Source organism: Dyadobacter beijingensis DSM 21582 (assembly GCF_000382205.1).
GTDB classification, from domain to species: Bacteria; Bacteroidota; Bacteroidia; order Cytophagales; family Spirosomataceae; genus Dyadobacter; species Dyadobacter beijingensis.
In genome coordinates this window covers 1011234-1029741 of the sequence record NZ_KB907786.1, presented here as the reverse complement: position 1 = coordinate 1029741, position 18508 = coordinate 1011234, and the positions used below count along the sequence as shown (strand labels likewise).

At 52.9% G+C, this 18508-nt stretch carries 15 protein-coding genes; 13 read left to right on the top strand and 2 right to left on the bottom strand.

Translation table 11 applies throughout. The features are described 5' to 3' along the window. Window positions 1–14 precede the first annotated feature (14 nt). The 6 genes from moeB to H144_RS0104310 all read left to right on the top strand — a co-directional run bounded on the left by moeB (window position 15) and on the right by H144_RS0104310 (window position 5034). Window positions 15–1064: a HesA/MoeB/ThiF family protein gene (gene moeB, locus H144_RS0104335; RefSeq protein ID WP_019940813.1), complete on the top strand. Its 1050-nt coding sequence runs from the start codon at window positions 15–17 to the stop codon at window positions 1062–1064. A 3-nt stretch (window positions 1065–1067) separates the two neighbouring features. Then, entirely contained in the window at window positions 1068–1874 is an 807-nt protein-coding gene (locus H144_RS0104330; protein ID WP_019940812.1) for a helix-turn-helix transcriptional regulator, read from the top strand. A 72-nt stretch (window positions 1875–1946) separates the two neighbouring features. Continuing rightward, window positions 1947–2888, top strand: a complete 942-nt coding sequence (locus tag H144_RS0104325; RefSeq protein WP_019940811.1) for a nitrilase family protein — start codon at window positions 1947–1949, stop codon at window positions 2886–2888. Window positions 2889–3094: 206 nt separating this feature from the next. Beyond that, complete coding sequence (locus H144_RS0104320) at window positions 3095–3976, top strand: sulfite exporter TauE/SafE family protein (protein WP_019940810.1); 882 nt, start codon at window positions 3095–3097, stop codon at window positions 3974–3976. 63 nt (window positions 3977–4039) lie between these two features. Then, window positions 4040–4507: an NADH-quinone oxidoreductase subunit A gene (locus tag H144_RS0104315; protein WP_019940809.1), complete on the top strand. Its 468-nt coding sequence runs from the start codon at window positions 4040–4042 to the stop codon at window positions 4505–4507. A gap of 197 nt (window positions 4508–4704) precedes the next feature. Beyond that, a complete protein-coding gene (locus H144_RS0104310; RefSeq protein ID WP_019940808.1) occupies window positions 4705–5034 on the top strand; it encodes a helix-turn-helix domain-containing protein in 330 nt (109 codons plus the stop codon). Between the two features lie 2 nt (window positions 5035–5036). Here H144_RS0104310 and H144_RS0104305 read toward each other — a convergent pair whose 3' ends face one another. Then, a complete protein-coding gene (locus H144_RS0104305) occupies window positions 5037–5780 on the bottom strand; it encodes a hypothetical protein (protein WP_019940807.1) in 744 nt (247 codons plus the stop codon). Between the two features lie 133 nt (window positions 5781–5913). Between H144_RS0104305 and nuoB the strand changes: the two genes are divergently transcribed. The 7 genes from nuoB to H144_RS0104270 all read left to right on the top strand — a co-directional run bounded on the left by nuoB (window position 5914) and on the right by H144_RS0104270 (window position 18130). Beyond that, the gene (gene nuoB / locus H144_RS0104300; protein WP_019940806.1) at window positions 5914–6444 is read left to right on the top strand and encodes an NADH-quinone oxidoreductase subunit NuoB; all 531 of its coding nucleotides are present in this window, start codon (window positions 5914–5916) and stop codon (window positions 6442–6444) included. A gap of 5 nt (window positions 6445–6449) precedes the next feature. Further along, window positions 6450–6992 (top strand): NADH-quinone oxidoreductase subunit C, encoded by a 543-nt coding sequence (locus tag H144_RS0104295; RefSeq protein ID WP_019940805.1) that lies wholly within the window; start codon window positions 6450–6452, stop codon window positions 6990–6992. Window positions 6993–7076: 84 nt separating this feature from the next. After that, window positions 7077–8759: a hypothetical protein gene (locus tag H144_RS0104290; protein WP_229207836.1), complete on the top strand. Its 1683-nt coding sequence runs from the start codon at window positions 7077–7079 to the stop codon at window positions 8757–8759. Window positions 8760–8838: 79 nt separating this feature from the next. Next, on the top strand, window positions 8839–10680 hold the full coding sequence (locus H144_RS0104285; RefSeq protein ID WP_019940803.1) for a BamA/TamA family outer membrane protein: 1842 nt from the start codon (window positions 8839–8841) through the stop codon (window positions 10678–10680). Between the two features lie 209 nt (window positions 10681–10889). Beyond that, window positions 10890–13733 carry a carbamoyl-phosphate synthase large subunit gene (gene carB, locus H144_RS0104280; protein WP_026350411.1) on the top strand — a complete coding sequence of 948 codons (2844 nt, stop codon included), beginning with the start codon at window positions 10890–10892 and terminating at the stop codon, window positions 13731–13733. A gap of 147 nt (window positions 13734–13880) precedes the next feature. Further along, window positions 13881–14345: a hypothetical protein gene (locus tag H144_RS0104275; protein WP_019940801.1), complete on the top strand. Its 465-nt coding sequence runs from the start codon at window positions 13881–13883 to the stop codon at window positions 14343–14345. Then, a complete protein-coding gene (locus tag H144_RS0104270; RefSeq protein WP_157504435.1) occupies window positions 14309–18130 on the top strand; it encodes a T9SS type A sorting domain-containing protein in 3822 nt (1273 codons plus the stop codon). Before H144_RS0104275 ends, H144_RS0104270 begins: the two co-directional genes overlap by 37 nt. Window positions 18131–18203: 73 nt before the next feature. On the opposite strand, the gene H144_RS0104265 is transcribed toward H144_RS0104270, so the two are convergent. Beyond that, the gene (locus tag H144_RS0104265; RefSeq protein ID WP_019940799.1) at window positions 18204–18461 is read right to left on the bottom strand and encodes a DUF4834 family protein; all 258 of its coding nucleotides are present in this window, start codon (window positions 18459–18461) and stop codon (window positions 18204–18206) included. Window positions 18462–18508: the final 47 nt, after the last annotated feature.

Below are 18508 nucleotides of genomic sequence, written 5' to 3'. Positions count from 1 at the left end.
TCATTCAAAATTCTATGTTCACAACAGTCGAACGAAAACGCTACGCGCGGCAGATTATCATGCCGGAAATGGGCCTTGCGGGGCAGGAAAAGCTACGCGCGGGGAAAGTCGCCGTGGTGGGCGCGGGCGGTTTGGGCTGCCCGGTGCTGCAATACCTCGTGGCTGCCGGCGTGGGCCAGATCGGCATTATCGACGATGATACCGTGGACCTGACCAACCTGCACCGCCAGATCCTCTATTCGGCGCATGATGTGGGACAAAACAAAGCCATTACGGCCGTCGAGAAACTTTCGGTACTGAACCCGTTTGTGCAGCTCGTGGCGTATCCCGACCGGCTGAATGCCGAAAATGCCGCCGATTTGCTCAGCGGCTACGACCTGGTTATCGATGGTTCCGACAATTTCGAAACGCGTTACCTTGTCAACGACTTCTGCGTCGCATTGGGTAAACCCTTTATTTTCGGATCGATTTTGCGGTTTGAAGGGCAGGTTTCGGTTTTCAACTACCACGGCGGGCCTACCTACCGTTGCCTTTTCCCAGACGCCGAAGAAGGCGATAACTGTGCCGAAGCGGGCGTAATGGGCGTGTTGCCAGGCATTATCGGCACCTATATGGCCAATGAGGCCATCAAGGTGATCGCAGGGATCGGCGAACCGCTATCCGGCAAGCTATTGGTTATTAATACATTGACAAACAGTCATTCGATATTCCAGTTCTCCCGCTCGGAAACGGCCGGACAATCCGCGGCGTCCGCCAGGCCCGCATTAATCCCGCCAACCGAAGAAAACCTGCCGGAAATGTCATACGAGGAATATGAATTTTTGCTAGAATCGGCACCGGATGCGGTCTTGCTCGTGGATGTGCGGGAATATTATGAATTTGAAGCGGATAGCTTCGGGGGAGAGAATATCCCGCTTTCCGATATTCCCGAAAACATCGCCAATTTTCCCGCGGGTAAAACGATCGTATTTTATTGCAACAGCGGTAAACGAAGCATGCAGGCCGCGCGGCTCCTCGCCCAAAGCGGCTACGAAGGCCGTAGTTTCTGGGCGCAGCATTGGTAAATCATGCAAATCAACCCGGCATTCCCGCTCTCCGGCATCGTCCGACATTTCCTGGTCATCGAAAGCGACCGGCATGCCATGATGCGCATTTTCTCGGACGGGAATACCGGCATTGTCTTTAACTACGGCGACGCGCTTTCCTACCAATATGAAACCGGCCCCGGTACCGCATTGCTGCCCGCCGGCTTCCTCTACGGCCAGCTGGATACCTTCCGGAATGTCCGGGCGAATGGCCGGATCCGCCTGCTCATTGCGGTACTCTACCCGTTTGGCGCCGCCGCATTGTGCCAGATGCCCGCTTCCGAGCTGCGGAACCGGATCATCGGCTGCGACGAGCTGTTTCGTTACAATGCGGGTTCGATAACCGATGAAATCGCGAATTCCGTCACAATTTTTGATAAAATACACGCCGCAGAGCGCTTTTTGTTGTCCCAAATGCAGGGTTCGGGCTCCGCCGACGCGCTGATCGCGAATGCTATTTCGCTCATTCACAAGGAGCATGGCCTGATGCCCGTGGCGCGTCTGGCCCGGCTTTCAGGGGTTACCGAGCGGCAGTTGCAGCGCAAATTTGAAGCACACATCGGGATTTCGCCCAAGCGCTACGCAGGCATTGCGCGCATGCAGTACGCGCTGAAAATGCTGCGCCGAAAACCCGCCGGCCTGTCCCTCGCGGGCGTGGCGTGCGAATCGGGTTTCTTCGATCAGGCACATCTCATCCGCGAGATGAAAAATCTTTCGGGCCTTACGCCCGGACAATACCTCGGTCCCCACGACCTCCTGGCTGCCAACCTGATCCAAATCAGCCGGTAGTTTTTTCCCTTCGTCGGGTTTGTACAATACATCTTATATTCCAGGATGTAGTTTTGATTAAAAAAATCAGCTATGGAACCGATCAAAATTGCTACTGCCCAATTCGAAAACAGAAGCGGCGACAAAGAGTATAACCTGGGCGTGATGCGCCGGATGGCCGGCGACGCGTCCCGGGAAGGCGCGCAGGTCATCGCATTTCACGAATGCTCTGTGACGGGCTACACATTCGCCCGGCAGTTGTCCGAAGAACAACTGCTCGAAGTCGCCGAACTCATTCCCGATGGTCCGAGTATCCGCACATTGCAGGACATCGCCGCCGGGCACAACATCGTGGTGCTGGCCGGACTCTTTGAAAAAGATGCAGACGACAAAATGTACAAAGCATACGTTTGCGTCGACAAAAACGGCCTCATAGCCAAATACCGTAAGCTGCACCCTTTCATCAATCCGCACCTCACGCCCGGAGATCAATACGTAATTTTCGACCTCTTCGGCTGGAAATGCAGCATGCTGATCTGCTACGACAACAATATCATCGAAAATGTGCGCGCCACGAAACTACTCGGCGCCGACATCATTTTCATGCCGCACGTGACCATGTGTACGCCCTCCACGCGCCCCGGCGCCGGTTTCGTGGATCCGGAGCTCTGGCACAACCGCGAAGCCGACCCAACTTCCCTGCGCCAGGAATTCGACGGGCTCAAAGGCCGCGCATGGCTCATGAAATGGCTGCCGGCCCGCGCCTACGACAATGCCGTTTACGCCATTTTCTCCAATCCCATCGGCATGGACCACGACCAGCTCAAAAACGGCTGCTCGATGATCCTCGATCCCTACGGAGACATCATCGCCGAATGCCGCCGACTCGGCAACGACTTCACCATCGCCACCCTCACCCCAGAAAAACTGGAACGCGCCGGCGGTCACCGCTACATCCAGGCCCGACGGCCGGAACTGTATCGGGATATTATCGGACAGGGGCATGTCTCGGAACAGAAAGTGGTTTGGTTGTAAGGGCTAAATTGGTTGAATGCATGCAACGTATTTAGCCAAATTCGTTGAATGCAACATTCCACGTGACGATTTGAGGGGTAAATGAGCCATGAACATCGCGGCAACCAGCAGGCTTTAAGCAAAATTTAATAATCTATCAATTACGTAGATTAAATAGTTTTGCTATTTTTGTAACCTGATATTCCAAAATTCTAAAATTCGCCGTAATGCTCGCCAAAGTGCTTTCCCTCAAACTGCCCTCGTCGCCGACCTGGTATATCGTTCCGGCTGCGGCCATTTTGCTGCTGCTCGGATTGCTTATCACCAACGGGGTCATTACGATTTCCACCGAGGAAGTGACCGGCTTCCTGACGGGCGAGTTCGCATTATACGTGCTGGTAGGATTGGCGGCGCAGCTTGTGGACGGGGCTTTGGGAATGGCTTACGGCGTCACTTCCAATTCATTTCTGCTGAGCCTGGGCGTTACGCCGGCGGTAAGCAGTGCCAGCGTGCATTTTGCCGAAATGTTTACGACCGGCGCTTCCGCCATCTCGCATTTCCGTTTCAAAAATATCAATAAAAAACTCTTTAAGAGCCTGCTGATACCCGGCGTACTGGGCTCCATTACAGGCGCTTATCTGCTTTCCGACGTCATCGACGGCAACTTTATCAAGCCATTCATCGCATTTTACATGCTGGTACTTGGCGTGATCATCATCCGCAAGGCATTGCAGAAAACCTTCGTGAAGAATAAAACGAAACGCATCAGCATCCTCGCCGCGGCGGGCGGCTTCCTCGATTCGATCGGGGGCGGCGGCTGGGGGCCTATCGTCACTTCCACCCTGCTCGGCCAGGGCCGCGACCCGCGCTACACCATCGGTTCTGTGAATGCGGCGGAGTTTGCGGTGGCGTTCGCGAGCGGGATCACATTCATGCTTTTTACGGGCGTAGATAGCTGGAAAGTCGTGCTGGGCCTCATTGTAGGCGGAGTAATGGCTGCCCCTTTCGGCGCGATGCTCGTCGGTAAGATCAAACGTAAACCGCTGATGCTGATCGTGGGTGTGCTGGTGATCGGCCTGAGCATCCGTACCATCCTGCTGAGCATTTAATCGCCCTTTCTGCATATTTCCTGCGCATTTTACCTAGTTTTGCATAAAACTGGCACCTTACCCATGCTTACCGACTTCGGTTATATCCTGCTCTTCATTATTGCCGCGCTCATCCTGCTCGGCCTGATGCTGACCATTGCGAAGTTCCTTCGCCCGCACAAACCGAACGAGGAAAAACTGACAACCTACGAGTCGGGTGAGGAGCCGCTGGGCAATGCGAACATTCAGTTCAACGTCCGTTTTTACGTCGTGGCACTCATTTTCGTACTTTTCGAAGTGGAGTTGCTCTTCCTTTTTCCCTGGTCGGTAGTATTCGGGAACGAAGAGCTGATCGAGCAAACCAACGGGCAATGGGGCTGGTTCGCGATGGGCGAAATGACCGTGTTCATCGGCATCCTTATTTTCGGCCTCGCCTACGCCTGGGCGAAGGGCTACCTCGATTGGGTACTGCCCAAGCCACAAATACCCGAAGTTAAATCCCCGGTCCCCGCAGACCTGTATGCCAAGGTCAACGAACGCTACAAAAAGTAGCATTCCAACTACTTTTCCTGGCCGTACCTATGCTACCGCACCCATAGTATTTCTACTCACCATTTGTACAACATTCTGATAACCAGAAGTATAAATTACCAATTGGCAGATTTGTTTTATCGAATTATATTGATAGTTAATAGAAAATTGTCGACTTTCGGGTTAACTGCTGATTCTTTCATCATCAACAACAACATATGGAGGCTCTCGCAAAAAAACTGCGCGCGAAACGGGAAAGCAAAGGCTTTTCAGTTGCTTACATGGCATCCTCGCTCGGCATCAGTGAAGAACTATATTCTGACATTGAAACCGGCCGGACAGACCCTACTGCCGATTTGCTGAAACAAATCTCCCTCGTGCTGGGCAGCACCGTTCCGGGCCTGATGGCCAACCGGCCGGTTCATGAGCTAGCCGTCCCGGCAGGTCAGTTCTCGCCCGAATCGCTCAACGAAATGGACAAGGACACGTACATCAAAATCCTTGAAAACCAGCTGCGCGTGCTGCTCGCCGAGAAAAGAGGCTCGTAACCTTAATGCATTCCCGTCCACTTTTTCATATGCGGGCGCGGGAAAAACACGAATCCGATCTGTGCATATATCTGATTGACTTTCAGGCGTGAAAGATCGTCGACGGTCACATTGTCGCCCTTCCATTTTCTTCTTCCCAAAATGGGCTGGTGATAAGTCAGCTTGCCGCTCAGGTACACCTTTTCGTGTATTTTGGGTAAAAAATCCATCTTGTAATCCACGCCGATACCGCCGTGCAGGTTGATATTGGCCGTGTAAAGTTTCACGGCCTGGTATGCCGACGGGTTATTGAGCAATTGCTGCGCCGTCACGGAACTGTTGCTTTTGATATTCATGCGATAGAGCATAAAATCGGCGCCGATCGGGATCGTCACATTCCATCGTGCATTGTTGACAAGTTTCGGGCCGCCATCGGTGCCAACCCCGAACCCGTTGAGATACGCCTTTCTTTCATTGCGATCGGAAGTGTAATTGGTGCTGTTCATCAGGATGAGCCGGGCTTCGGAGAACCATTTATCGGACTCGGTGCGGCGGGCGAGTACGAGGTTGCCCATAAATGACGTGAACGGCTTCACCTGAAGGCGCGAAAGCTCATCGCGCAGGGCCTTGTTGTTGGGCAGCAGGCCGAATTCGGCGTAAATGGCCATTCCGGTTTTGAAAATGCGGACCGTAGAATCGCTCTGGGCGGATGCAGCTCCGATGCAAAAGGCCGAAAAGAGGAAACTGAGGAGTAATTTGTGTCTCATATAGTTGAAGTTTGCTGTGTTTGTTTTGTAACGCCCCCTGAAACCGTTTCTTGCCAAATATGGTTAGTTTTGCAGCAGGATCTTGCATTACTAAGCAATATCCGTACCAAATTGAGGCTTCCAGAAAATATTCATGAGTGAACGTATCAAAACCGGCGACGGCGGCATTATCCTGACCAATGCGGAGGACCTGATGAACTGGGCCCGGCTGTCGTCGTTGTGGCCGATGGGCTTCGGGCTTGCCTGCTGTGCCATTGAAATGATGGCGACCTACGCGGCCAACTACGATCTCGAACGCTTCGGGATCATGCCCCGGCCTTCGCCAAGGCAGTCGGACGTGATGATCGTAGCCGGCACGGTGACATTTAAAATGGCCGACCGCATCCGCCGCCTGTACGAACAAATGCCGGAACCTCGCTACGTGATCTCGATGGGCAGCTGCTCCAACTGCGGCGGGCCTTACTGGGAGCATGGTTACCACGTGGTGAAGGGCGTCGACCGCATTATTCCCGTGGATGTGTATGTGCCCGGCTGCCCGCCCCGGCCAGAGGCGCTGATCGGCGGCTTTATGAAATTGCAGGAAAAAATCCGCGGCAAGCAGGAAGCGGTGCCTGAGCTGTTCCTCGAAATGGAAGCCGCAGACCAGAAAGCCGTTTTATCCTAATTCTTATGACGTTCCAGGAAATTACCGATATCGTTACGGGCCAGTTTGCCGCATTGGCCATTCAGCCGGATACTAAAAACCCGCAGCCCGCATTGATCGTCCCGGCGGGCGAAATAGCGGCTGTTTGCCGGTTTTTGTATGAAGACGAAAGGCTGTATTTCGATTACCTGGCCTGCATTACGGCCATCGATAATGGTACCGCCGCCGACACGATGGAGCTCATCTATAACCTCACTTCCATTCCCTATGGTGTGGATTTGACCCTTAAAACCATTTTCCCACGAAATACTGCCAGCGGCACATTGCCCTCGGTACCGACGGTGAGCCACATCTGGCGCACGGCCGACTGGCACGAGCGCGAGGCGTACGACCTGATGGGCATTACCTTCGAAGGCCACCCTGATCTGCGCCGCATTCTGCTGCCCGAAGACTGGGAAGGACACCCACTCCGCAAGGATTACGATGCGCAGGAAAGGTACCACGGCATTTACGTACGCTACCAGGACGGCCCCGCGCTCGAACCTTCCGACGACCCCGACAGGGCCTAGTGCATCCGGGTAAATAACATACATATTTGGTAGCATGAAAAAGCCTCGTTATTTTTCGTTACCAATAATATAATGTTCACCCGCATGCGCTTCATCATACTGACGGCCCTCTTTTTCGGTACCCTGCTTCCGTCGTTTGCAGTTACCGACTCGCTTATCATCAAGGGGCGGATCAATAACCTCAGCGGCAGGCTTTACCGCCAGGCCCCGTTCATTACTTTTTCACGCAATAACATCCTGCAACCACAGTCGGAACTGACCAAGCAGGCCGATTTGCAGGCCGACGGCACCTTCCGCGTGTCGCTGCCGATCTTGTTCCCACAGGAAGAAATCTACCTGGATTACGGCGGAAAGGCATTCACTACATTCCTCGGCTCGCCCGGTACGGTCGAAATTACCTTTAACGGAGATTCCATCGGCCGTGCTAAAAAGCTGTTCTATTTTGCGGGCATCAATGCCGACGCCAATAATCAGTACCCGTTATACCTGGCCGCCGAAAGCCAGCGGCTAACTGCCAGCCGGACGCTGGGTACGGAATTTTTCAAAACATTCTGGGACAAGAGCCGCTCCGATGCACGGTTCAGTGCAGAAGGGCGCGGGGAGCTGCGGTTGGGATCGGTGCAGGCCGCTACACAAAATACGGTGGCTTCGCCGGTGCTGTATCAATGGGTAAAAGCCATTACGGACGAGGAACAATTGCAGATTCTTTACGAACACGCGATGAGCAACCAATATGAAGTCGGTAAGGCCCTGCTCGACAGCCTGAAACGCCTGGACAAAGCGCCCTTGACGGGCCAGCGGGTGATTTGGGCCAACCGGTTCGGCAATTATGCCGATATGATGGTGGAAGGCAAAAAATTCGATAACCCCAGCCGGACCAATTCCCTGCCCGTGAAACTCATGGCCGCACTGATCCGCGACAATGCCAAAAACCTGTCAGCAGAAGACCGCCAGCACCTGAACCAGATCCACGAGAACGGCCTGGCCGAAAAGGGCGAGCTGGATTTCATGAACAAGCTTTTTGCCCGTAATGAATTGGTGCTCAACCTGCTGTTTAACTACGAGCGCGAAAGCCGCATTTACACCGACCTTTACGATAGCACGGCCACGGAGTTTCTGAAAGTGCGGTACCTGGCCAAAAATCTGTTCAAATACACCTATCCGCAGCAACTGCTGCTGAGCAAGCACATTCAGTCGCGGACAGGCATTCCGCAGTTCCGGCAGTCGCTGGAAGAAATCGTAAACCTGGAAGTGAAAGATAGCGCCGATATCCGTAAACTGGTCGCGTTCAAGGATGTACGCACGACGCCCGTGCAGGCATTGCCCGGCTATTACCTCACAGCATCCAACGATCGCGGCAATTCTTGGCTCAATACCGTCCTCGACGGCTTGAAGGGAAAAACCGTGTACATCGTCAAATGGAACATGCAGGATGCAAAAAGCCGCGAGGAATTGGATTACATTCCCGCATTGCAGGCACGGTTACCCGAAAATGTCGTGTTCCTTTACCTGCACCTCGCAGCGGAAGACTACGACTATACCGGCTCGGATGCGCTGTTAAGACAATATATCGTGAGGCACCGGCTGAAAGGCATTCATATGTCGATGAACGACTCGCAGGCGATGGACCTGCTTTTCCGCCTCAACCCGCTGGAATTTGCTTCCTTCGCCATTGTACGGCCGAATGGCAAGTTCGCGGCAAAAAATGCCCCGGCGCCGAGAGACACCGAGAAGACAGCCCAGGCGCTCATCGAAGCCGGGCGATAGTTAACTCCGGTATTGGTTGCATACCTACCCCGGGTGCGTTTGCGTTAAGAGACAGTTGATTTGGAACCCGGATAAGCCCATGTGGAAATATTTACTGTTGTTTCTGATGCTCTCCTGCTTCGCGTCGGCCCAAAACCCCGACAGCGTAGAGGTGCACAGCCGCGACAGTATCCGGTACACCAACCTCAAAGCCCGGATGTCCAAAACCAAATTCTCGCGGGCCGTATACCGCCTGCTTTTCAGGGATGTGTACAACCAGGGCAAAGTCACGGAGGTGAAGGAAATCGAAACGAACCCGTTCACGCCGTACGAAGGCATGGTGATCCGGAAAATTTACATCCGGCAGCTCAACATCCTCGGCGAATCGGTTTACGACACGACGCGCAAAGGCAACCAGCTTGAACGGTTTTTAAGCAAAAGCGTGCATACCAACACGAGGGAGGGCATTATCCGGCGCTCCTTCCTCCTATTTTCCGAAGGCGACGACATTCAGGCGCATGTGTTGAAGGACACCGAGCGGCTGCTGCGTTCGAACCGGATGTTCGTCGATGCGCGTATCATCGTGATCCCGCGGAAAGATGTAACCTGGATGGCCGACATTATGGTGCTCATCCAGGACTCCTGGTCGCTCAACTTCTCGGGCGGGTTCAGTTCTTTCAATAAATTCAATGTCGGGCTCGAAAACATCAACGTCCGCGGAACGACGCATTCCCAGCGAACGGCGATCCGCTGGGATTCGAAGGATACGACGAAAAACGGCAAGTTCCAGTTCAGGGCCATTTACACGATCCCTTATATCGGTAAAACCTTCATTACCGCCCAGGCGAGCTTCATATTCGAACGGGAATTGAAGGAGCAATCGGTACGGATGTTCCGGCGGTTTATCACGACTGAAACCAAGTACGCGGGCGCCGTGGAGCTGGGGCATTACAATACCCGGCAGTACCGGCGGGTGGTCGAGACGAAAGATTCGTTGACCCTGCTCCTCACTGATTACAAATACTACGATTTCTGGATCGGGCGAGCATTCAAATTCCCTTTTCCCAACAGCAAGCTTGCCGAAAATTCTCGGATCGTAACCGCATTCAGGCATAACAAATACAACTACGACGAACGCCCGGAAGTCGCGCCGAATCTGAACAAAAACTACTGGAACCGCACGGCAACGCTTGTCAGTCTCGGTTTTTCCAACCGGAACTATAAACGCGACGTATTGATTTACGGCTTCGGGCGTACGGAGGACGTGCCCGTGGGCAGCCTGTTCGCGCTCACGATCGGCCGGGAGAATACGGAATTCGGCGCGCGGGGGTACGGCGGCATCCAGTTCGCAACAGGCAAATACCTGCCGCACAACCTCGGCTATCTCTACGGATTGGCCAATGTGGGGTCGTATTCCAAAAACGGGCGGGCGCAGCAGGGCGTCATCAATGGCGAGATCAACTACATCAGTAACCTCATCCCGTTCCGTTACAGCTTCTTCCGGCAGTTCGTCAATATCAAATTCGCCAAAGGCATTAACCGCGACCCGCTCGACTACCTGAATATCAGCGGCGACCGCGGCATCAGGGGCATTAATAACGACCGGCTCATCGGCACGAAGAAACTGACGATCGGCACGGAAACGGTTTTCTTTTCCGACAAAAGCCTTTTGGGTTTCCGGATCGCCTATTTCGTATTTGCGGACCTGGGTTTGGTCAATGGCGAACGGCACATTTGGGAAAGCCCGCTTTACCAGGGCTACGGGCTGGGATTACGGCTTCGAAACGAAAACCTGACATTCAATACCCTGCAATTGCGCTTCGGTTATTATGTAAACATCCCCGAACTTTCATCTCCTACCCGATTTGCCACTTCCGGCAATGTGCCACTCCGCTTACGCGACTTCGACATCTCGGCACCGGCCATTGCACCCTTCCAATAGCACGAATATTAACTTTACAATACATTGATTTTCATTTATTTAAACTAAAATTTTCAAAATTTTATAGTTATTTCAACGGGTAACCCCTTCATTTTCGGATATGAGGATTAACTTTGTGGAATTTTTGGACGTACCCCTGCTCAAAATCGTCAGGCAACTGCCAAAAGTTGTTCAAGTATTTCCTTCATTTCTACAAATTACCATTTACTGTGCCCAAAAATACGAGTATCAAATCCGTTCTGATTATCGGTTCAGGTCCCATCGTTATCGGTCAGGCGTGCGAGTTTGACTATTCCGGCTCTCAGGCAGCCCGTTCACTACGCGAAGAGGGGATTGAGGTAGTTCTGATCAACTCCAATCCTGCAACAATCATGACTGACCCTATCAGTGCAGATCATGTGTACCTGTTGCCGCTGGAAAAGAAGTACATCGTTGAGATCCTGGAAAAACACAAGGAGATGGGCAGGCCCATCGACGCGGTACTCCCTACCATGGGAGGCCAAACGGCGCTGAACCTGGCAATTGATTGCGACAAGGCAGGTATCTGGAAAAAGTATAATGTCGAAATCATCGGGGTAGATATCAAAGCGATCGAAACCACCGAAGACCGGGAGAAATTCCGTCTGAAAATGCTCGAATTGGGTGTAAATGTGTGTAAAGGGCGCACAGCCCGCTCTTTCCTGGAAGGAAAAGAGATCGCACAGGAAATCGGCTTCCCATTGGTAATCCGTCCTTCATTTACCCTTGGCGGTACGGGAGGTGGATTTGTGGAAAAAGAAGAAGATTTCGACAAAGCGCTCAACTACGGCCTGCACGCCTCGCCCGTACACGAGGTACTGGTGGAGCAAAGTGTCATGGGCTGGAAAGAATACGAGCTCGAATTGCTCCGCGACAGCAAGGGTAACTTCATCATCATCTGTTCGATCGAAAACTTCGACCCGATGGGCGTGCATACCGGCGACAGTATCACGGTAGCACCGGCGATGACGCTTCCCGACACATTGTATCAGCAAATGCGCGACCTGTCCATCAAAATGATGAATGGTATCGGCAAGTTTGCAGGTGGCTGTAACGTGCAATTCTCGGTAAACCCGGCGGACGACAAGATCATCGCGATCGAAATCAACCCGCGCGTATCCCGTTCATCGGCATTGGCTTCGAAAGCGACAGGCTACCCTATCGCAAAAATCGCCGCGAAAATGGCGATCGGCTACGACCTCGACGAGCTCATCAACCCGATCACCGGCAGCACTTCGGCATTCTTCGAACCTTCGATCGACTACGTGATCGTGAAAGTTCCGCGCTGGAACTTCGATAAATTCAAAGGCGCCGATCGCTCACTGGGTCTTCAGATGAAATCCGTGGGTGAAGCGATGGGTATCGGACGTAACTTCCAGGAGGCATTGCAGAAAGCATGTCAGTCGCTGGAAATCCGCCGCAACGGCCTCGGTGCCGACGGACGCGAGCTCCGCGACCAGGAGGCGATCAAATACAGCCTGCAACACCCGAGCTGGGACCGTCTGTTCCACATTTATGATGCATTCAAAATAGGCCTGTCGTTCAAAACGATCCAGAACCTGACCAAAATCGATGCGTGGTTCCTCAAACAGATCGAAGAACTGATCGAACTGGAACACGAAATCGAGAAATACGACCTCGAAGACCTGCCGAAAGAACTCCTTTTGACAGCAAAACAAAAAGGTTACGCCGACCGCCAGATCGCGCATTTGATCGGCACCAAGGAAAGCAAGGTGTACGATCGCCGGAAGGCATTGGGTATCAAGCGTGTGTACAAATGCGTTGACACTTGCGCAGCGGAATTTGAAGCAAAGACACCTTACTACTACTCTACTTTCAATACATCGCAGGAATTCCCCGACAACGAGTCGGTGGTAAGCGACCGCAAGAAAGTAATGGTACTCGGTTCAGGCCCGAACCGCATCGGCCAGGGTATCGAATTCGACTACTCCTGCGTACATGGCGTATTGGCCGCCAAAGAGGCTGGTTACGAAACGATTATGGTGAACTGTAACCCTGAAACCGTTTCGACCGACCCGGATATTTCCGACAAACTGTACTTCGAACCCGTCTTCTGGGAGCACGTTTTCGACATTATCGAGCACGAAAAGCCTGAGGGCGTAATCGTTCAGCTCGGCGGTCAGACCGCCCTTAAAATGGCTGAGAAGCTCGAAAAATACGGTGTTAAAATCATCGGTACCGACTTCCACTCGCTCGACTGGGCGGAGGATCGCGGACGGTTCTCTTCATTGCTTGAAGAACTGGGCATTCCTTATCCGAAATTCGGCACTGTCAGAGATTCCGATACCGCGGTGGAACTTTCCCGTACGCTGGGCTTCCCGCTGCTCGTTCGTCCAAGCTACGTTTTGGGTGGACAGAGCATGAAAATCGTGATCAACGAGAAGGAACTGGAACAGCACGTGGTGAAAATCCTGCACGACATTCCGGATAACAACATCCTCCTCGACCACTTCCTCGAAGGTGCATTGGAAGCAGAAGCCGACGCCATCTGCGACGGCGAAGACGCTTACATCATCGGTGTGATGGAACATATCGAGCCGGCAGGTATCCACTCCGGCGACTCGCATGCCGCATTGCCGCCATTCGACCTCACAGCCGACGAAATCCGGCAGATCGAAGAGCATACCCGCAAAATCGCCCTGGCGATGAACGTGAAAGGGTTGATCAACGTACAATTCGCAGTGAAAGACGGCGTCGTGTTCGTGATCGAGGCCAACCCGCGTGCTTCCCGCACGGTACCATTCATTTGCAAAGCTTACCAGGAACCATACGTAAACTATGCGACCAAGCTGATGCTCGGCGATAAAAAAGTGAAGGATTTCAATTTCAACCCGGTTAAAAACGGCTGGGCGATTAAAATCCCCGTGTTCTCATTCAACAAATTCCCGAACGTGAACAAGGAACTCGGCCCCGAAATGAAATCGACAGGTGAAGCGATCTACTTCATCAAGGATCTGGAAGACGAGTTCTTCCAGAAAATTTACGGTGAGCGGAATCTGTATCTGAGCCGTTAGGCATCTGATGCAAACTTAATATCAGCCCCGGAGCATTGCTTCGGGGCTTTTTTCATGCGTGTAAACTGAAATAAAATAGTGGTGACACCGATTGAGACATTTGCACAATGCAGTATTTTAGAGGAATATTTGTAACTCTTCCCCTACATGTTCAAAAATTACGCTTGCATTCTTGCAATGTGGCTGTGCGCACATTTCACCGCACTGGCGCAGGCACCATCCATCTCCATCGACGATGGTAATTTCGACCGTACCACCTGCCTGAACAAGAAGGTTCGCCTTGGCATCATCGTCAACGGTTTCCTGAATACGGATAACAGGTTTTCCATTCAAATCCGCAAAAATGAGACGTCTGGAAATTTCACGGAAGTTCCCGCCACGATGATCGAAGGCAAGCTCGAATTCGTGATCAGCGACTCGCTTAACTATGCCAACAATTCCGTGCAGCTGCGCGTGGCCGCCTCGTCGCCTGCTACGTTAAGCGACTGGTCATCCAGCATGACTGTATTCAGTAAAGGCCGCATTGTACTCAATCCCAATATCACGTCGGACGCCGTCAATGTCTTCGACGACGTGTGGATCCGCTTTTCGGGGTACAGCCTGGGGAAGTGAAGGTTACCCTCAGCGACAGTACCCGGTACAGCTTTTATGCCAGCCCCCTGGATTTTACGTCGAGCCAGATACTCGCCGTCAACAACGGGACCTACACCATTGCCCATGCGGAAAACTTTTGCGGGGCGATGCAGACCAGCGGCTCCTACCAGCCCACTGTTAACCAGGCATTCGTCAAAGTAATTAATGCTTCGCCGGCCGGCGTTTGTGAAAACGGCGAGGTGCAGCTACGCGTTTCGACGATGGAAACCGCATTTACGCCCCAAACCAAATTCAGGCTACGCTTTACCGAGGTGAACCCATCGGGCAGCGTACCGGCCACGGCCGAATCTCCCGCAACGGCTGCCGGCAATGTCATCACCGCCAGGTTTCCCACAGCATTCAAGGTTGCCAGCTTCAAGGAGTTTTTTGTCCAGTTGATCACCGAAAGCCCTAACAGCATCAGTTCGGGAACGGATATCCGCATTTTCGCGGCTCCTGCGCCGTCGGCAAGGTTTGACACGCAAAGCCAGACGCTCACCGATTTCGGCATATTTACGTTCCGGGTCAATACGACCGGCCTGCCGCCATTTACGGTAGAGTTGACGGACGGTTCAAGCGCTACTTCTTACGAAAACTATCAGTACTTCACCGTGTTTCCGCTAAAAGATCAATCGTACACCATCAAGTCGGTTTCTTCGGGATGCGGCAAACTCGAATTGCCTTCTCCGGAAACGCTGCAACTGAAAGTGAAACAGGGCATTGAAGTCGATGAGTCCGGTAACGGGCAGGTAATTTGTGCAGGCTCCAAAGCACGTATCAAATTCGTCACGAGCGCCCAGCTCACGGCTGCCACCACATTCAAAATCAGGGTCAAGGCGAACAATCCATCCGAAACGTTCGTATACGATGCGGTCAGGTCGGGGGATTACCTGGAAGTTACCCTACCGCAACGTGCCTCCGGTTACGATTGGGCCACTTACGAAATCCTTACGACCAATCCGACAATGGTGTCCAGGGCCGCCACCGCCATCCAGACGCAAACCACGCCCACGATCCGTTATACTGCCACAAATTATTCTTACAAAATCCCGGGCCGCGTCTCGCTCAGCTATTCAATGACAGGAGGAGCCCCTTATAAAGTGGAGGAAACAGACGGAACGATCAGGGAATTTTCCGGAGACGCTTTTGCCGCTCAGCAATTCTTCCTGAGACAAACCACCGATTTCAAGGTTAAGTCGGTCTCCAATGCATGTTTTAAGAATGAAAATACAGGCACCGTCAGGCTGTCCGTTGTTCCCACGGAAGTGCCCGGAATTTACCTGGAACCCGTGAAACGGGCTGTCTGCAACAACGACAGCCTGGAAGTCGTCTTCGGGACAGTGGGAAAATTCGGGGCAGGTAATAAGTTCAGCGTTCAACTCTATGCGGGCTGCTGTGATTACCGCCCCGTCGCGGTGATGGAAGAAGGAGGTAAATACAAAGTAAAAATTTCGGGCAGTAACGATGGCAGCACGAATTCGTACCTCAGGATCAGCTCATCCAATCCTGTCCTATTTAGTAATGTCGAAGAATTCAGCCTGCAAAACGCTCCGGGCCAGTTTTTCCTCTACCCTCCGGGCACATCTGCCGCTCCGGCGCGATTTATGCCGACCAGCGTTCCGTTATCGATGACGGTGAATTCGAGCAGCTTGCTCACCTCGGTAACCTACACTGAAAACGGGGTCGGGAAAACATTTATTAACCCCGAAAACTACGGCCCCTACATTCCTATCGCACCCAAAACCGGAGAATTGACAAATTATACCATTAAAACCGCGACCAATGCCTGCGGTACCGCGCCTGTCGACCTGACAACCTACATTCAGCTGATGCCGTACCGCATCCTGTTTTCTCCACCGGTTGGCAATCGGACGTATTGCAGCGGCAGCCCCGTGGTGGTGCCATTCGGGTTGACGGAGGGGAATGACACGGGAGCCAGCTATACCCTTCAGATCGCCCGCGCCGGCGCTTCGGAATATACAGACCTGCAAAGTGGCGTAAAGGACAGGGTTTTCAAGACCTCCATTCCGGAAACCATGACGCCGGGCAGCTACAACCTCCGCATTTTATCGTCCGACGGTGCCGTATCGGATTTCCTTGCCGTTGAAATTTCATCACCTGCGACCGCTACCCTTTCCTATGAATCGGAAGCTGGCCAGGGCGAGGTAGTGGCCGGCCAGCAGGTCAGGCTTAAACTGAGCTATTCGGGCACACCGCCATTCCGTACGATCATGGAGGACAACTCCGTGCTCACTCTTTCGAGCCTGTCGGAAACCTGGCTTGTTTATCCTACCCAAAGTAAGCGATATGCGATCCGGGCCGTGTCCAACATTTGCGGCTACGGAACAAGCTCGGGAAGTGTGGATGTAAAAGTGAAGCCCGTACTTGAACTGCCGAACGTATCCGGTCCCGTTTGCGAAGGGACCACTTTCCGTGCTGCCTATTCGCTGCTAGGCGACGTTGACCTTTCCGATGATTACATCCGGTTTTCTTTGTTCAACTATGCCGACAACACGGAAATACCGCTGGATTCTACAAAAACCCCCGTCGGCACGATCAACCTGAAAATACCTCAGACATTGCCCGGCAGCTACTACTGGATCCGCGTGACGGTAAGGAAATATAACGAGTCACGCAGCTATCCGGTGTACGTCGCAGCCAAACCCGACCTGACCTTGTCCGGCAACACGGTGATCAATAGCGGTGAAAGTACTTATCTCGTACTCAACGCCAACAAGTCCATCCTCGACCGCACCTTATTCAAGCTGTCCGACGGCACTACTGGCGAGCTTTATTCATCTCCGGGCACGGGCGGCACGATAAAAGTTTCGCCCAAACAAACTACTACCTACACCATTGTATCGGCCACCAATGGCTGCGGCGCAGGAACTTTCAACGGGTCCGCGACCGTCGAAGTAAATCCGCCATCGGCCAGGTCAGTTTCGGTGGTAAGGTTGTCACTGCCTGGGGGTGGTGCTGGCGCCTGCATCGGCGATTCCGTTCTTATTACCTACAAATCCGCCGGGACCTTCTCTGCGTCGAATGTCATGACCGCTCAGATTTCGGATACCACCGGGCGTAATTTCAAAGCGATCGTAAGCTTTCAGGCGAGCGACAATGTGATCCGGGCCGTCCTGCCGGCTGATCTTTTTGTGGGAAAATCATACCGGATACGGGTTGCCGCCTCGGATGCGAATACCGCAAGCGGTGCGTATGAGTACGCCCTGGTTCCCTCCAAAAAGGCCTCTGCCCGCTTTGCAACGGAGTACATTAATTACGATGGTAAAATCAACCCCAAGATCACGGTACTGCTGGGTGGCGGCGGCCCGTGGACATACCGGTTCGGCACGGATGGCCTTGTAATGGATCGCCATTCATCCACCCCGACGGACGTATTCGAGCTATACCAGGCGTCTCCCAGCCAGTACTACCGCCTGTTCAGCGTTTCCAATGGTTGCGGCAATGGGGTTATCGAATCTCCTTCGACCTTGAAAGTGGAAATCATCACGGGCACGGAGCCGAATGCACCCGGCTTCAAGGTGATCGTTGCCCCGAACCCGGTGCAGGACGTCCTGACGGTGAAGTCGGAGCATGGCGATGAGAAAACGATCCGGCTGATCTCGCAAAACGGCACGGTGTGGCGTACGATTACAACCCGGCGACGCGAGGATCGGCTGGATGTCGGCAACCTTCCGTCCGGCATTTACGTGCTCCAAGTGAATGCAAAAGGCAGAATAGCCGCGTTCAAGGTTATCAAGCAATAAAATATATGGCCGCAAAAACAGAAAGGGCCCGGATCAACTCCGGGCCCTTTCTGTTTTATAGCATTTCAAAAAACTACTTTACTTCCTCATAATCCACATATTCGCCGCCTTTGAACCGGGAAGATTCGTTGGCATTCGGCGGCGCTGTGTCCACCCGGATGCCGCCTGGCTTCGTGCGGGCCCGCTCGGCCTGCTGCTGCGCGCGATATGCTTTTTCCTGCTGCTTGATCAGCTGCCTGCCCACCAGCAAATGGAAAAGAAAACGGCGGAAAAACGGTACAAATGCGATCAGGAGCAGGAATATGAATAATATATTAAATAGCACTTTCATCTTTTAACAATGTTTTTTACCTCAATCAATAACGTAAACCTAACATA

Excerpts from the sequence above, each read along its gene's own strand:
- H144_RS0104295 (WP_019940805.1), top strand. The coding sequence starts at position 6,450 with ATGACGTTCCAGGAAATTACCGATATCGTTACGGGCCAGTTTGCCGCA.
- H144_RS0104290 (WP_229207836.1), top strand. The coding sequence starts at position 7,077 with ATGCGCTTCATCATACTGACGGCCCTCTTTTTCGGTACCCTGCTTCCG.
- H144_RS0104320 (WP_019940810.1), top strand. The coding sequence starts at position 3,095 with ATGCTCGCCAAAGTGCTTTCCCTCAAACTGCCCTCGTCGCCGACCTGG.
- H144_RS0104310 (WP_019940808.1), top strand. The coding sequence starts at position 4,705 with ATGGAGGCTCTCGCAAAAAAACTGCGCGCGAAACGGGAAAGCAAAGGC.
- H144_RS0104305 (WP_019940807.1), bottom strand. The coding sequence starts at position 5,780 with ATGAGACACAAATTACTCCTCAGTTTCCTCTTTTCGGCCTTTTGCATC.
- moeB (WP_019940813.1), top strand. The coding sequence starts at position 15 with ATGTTCACAACAGTCGAACGAAAACGCTACGCGCGGCAGATTATCATG.
- H144_RS0104315 (WP_019940809.1), top strand. The coding sequence starts at position 4,040 with ATGCTTACCGACTTCGGTTATATCCTGCTCTTCATTATTGCCGCGCTC.
- H144_RS0104285 (WP_019940803.1), top strand. The coding sequence starts at position 8,839 with ATGTGGAAATATTTACTGTTGTTTCTGATGCTCTCCTGCTTCGCGTCG.
- H144_RS0104275 (WP_019940801.1), top strand. The coding sequence starts at position 13,881 with ATGTTCAAAAATTACGCTTGCATTCTTGCAATGTGGCTGTGCGCACAT.
- H144_RS0104330 (WP_019940812.1), top strand. The coding sequence starts at position 1,068 with ATGCAAATCAACCCGGCATTCCCGCTCTCCGGCATCGTCCGACATTTC.
- H144_RS0104325 (WP_019940811.1), top strand. The coding sequence starts at position 1,947 with ATGGAACCGATCAAAATTGCTACTGCCCAATTCGAAAACAGAAGCGGC.
- H144_RS0104265 (WP_019940799.1), bottom strand. The coding sequence starts at position 18,461 with ATGAAAGTGCTATTTAATATATTATTCATATTCCTGCTCCTGATCGCA.
- nuoB (WP_019940806.1), top strand. The coding sequence starts at position 5,914 with ATGAGTGAACGTATCAAAACCGGCGACGGCGGCATTATCCTGACCAAT.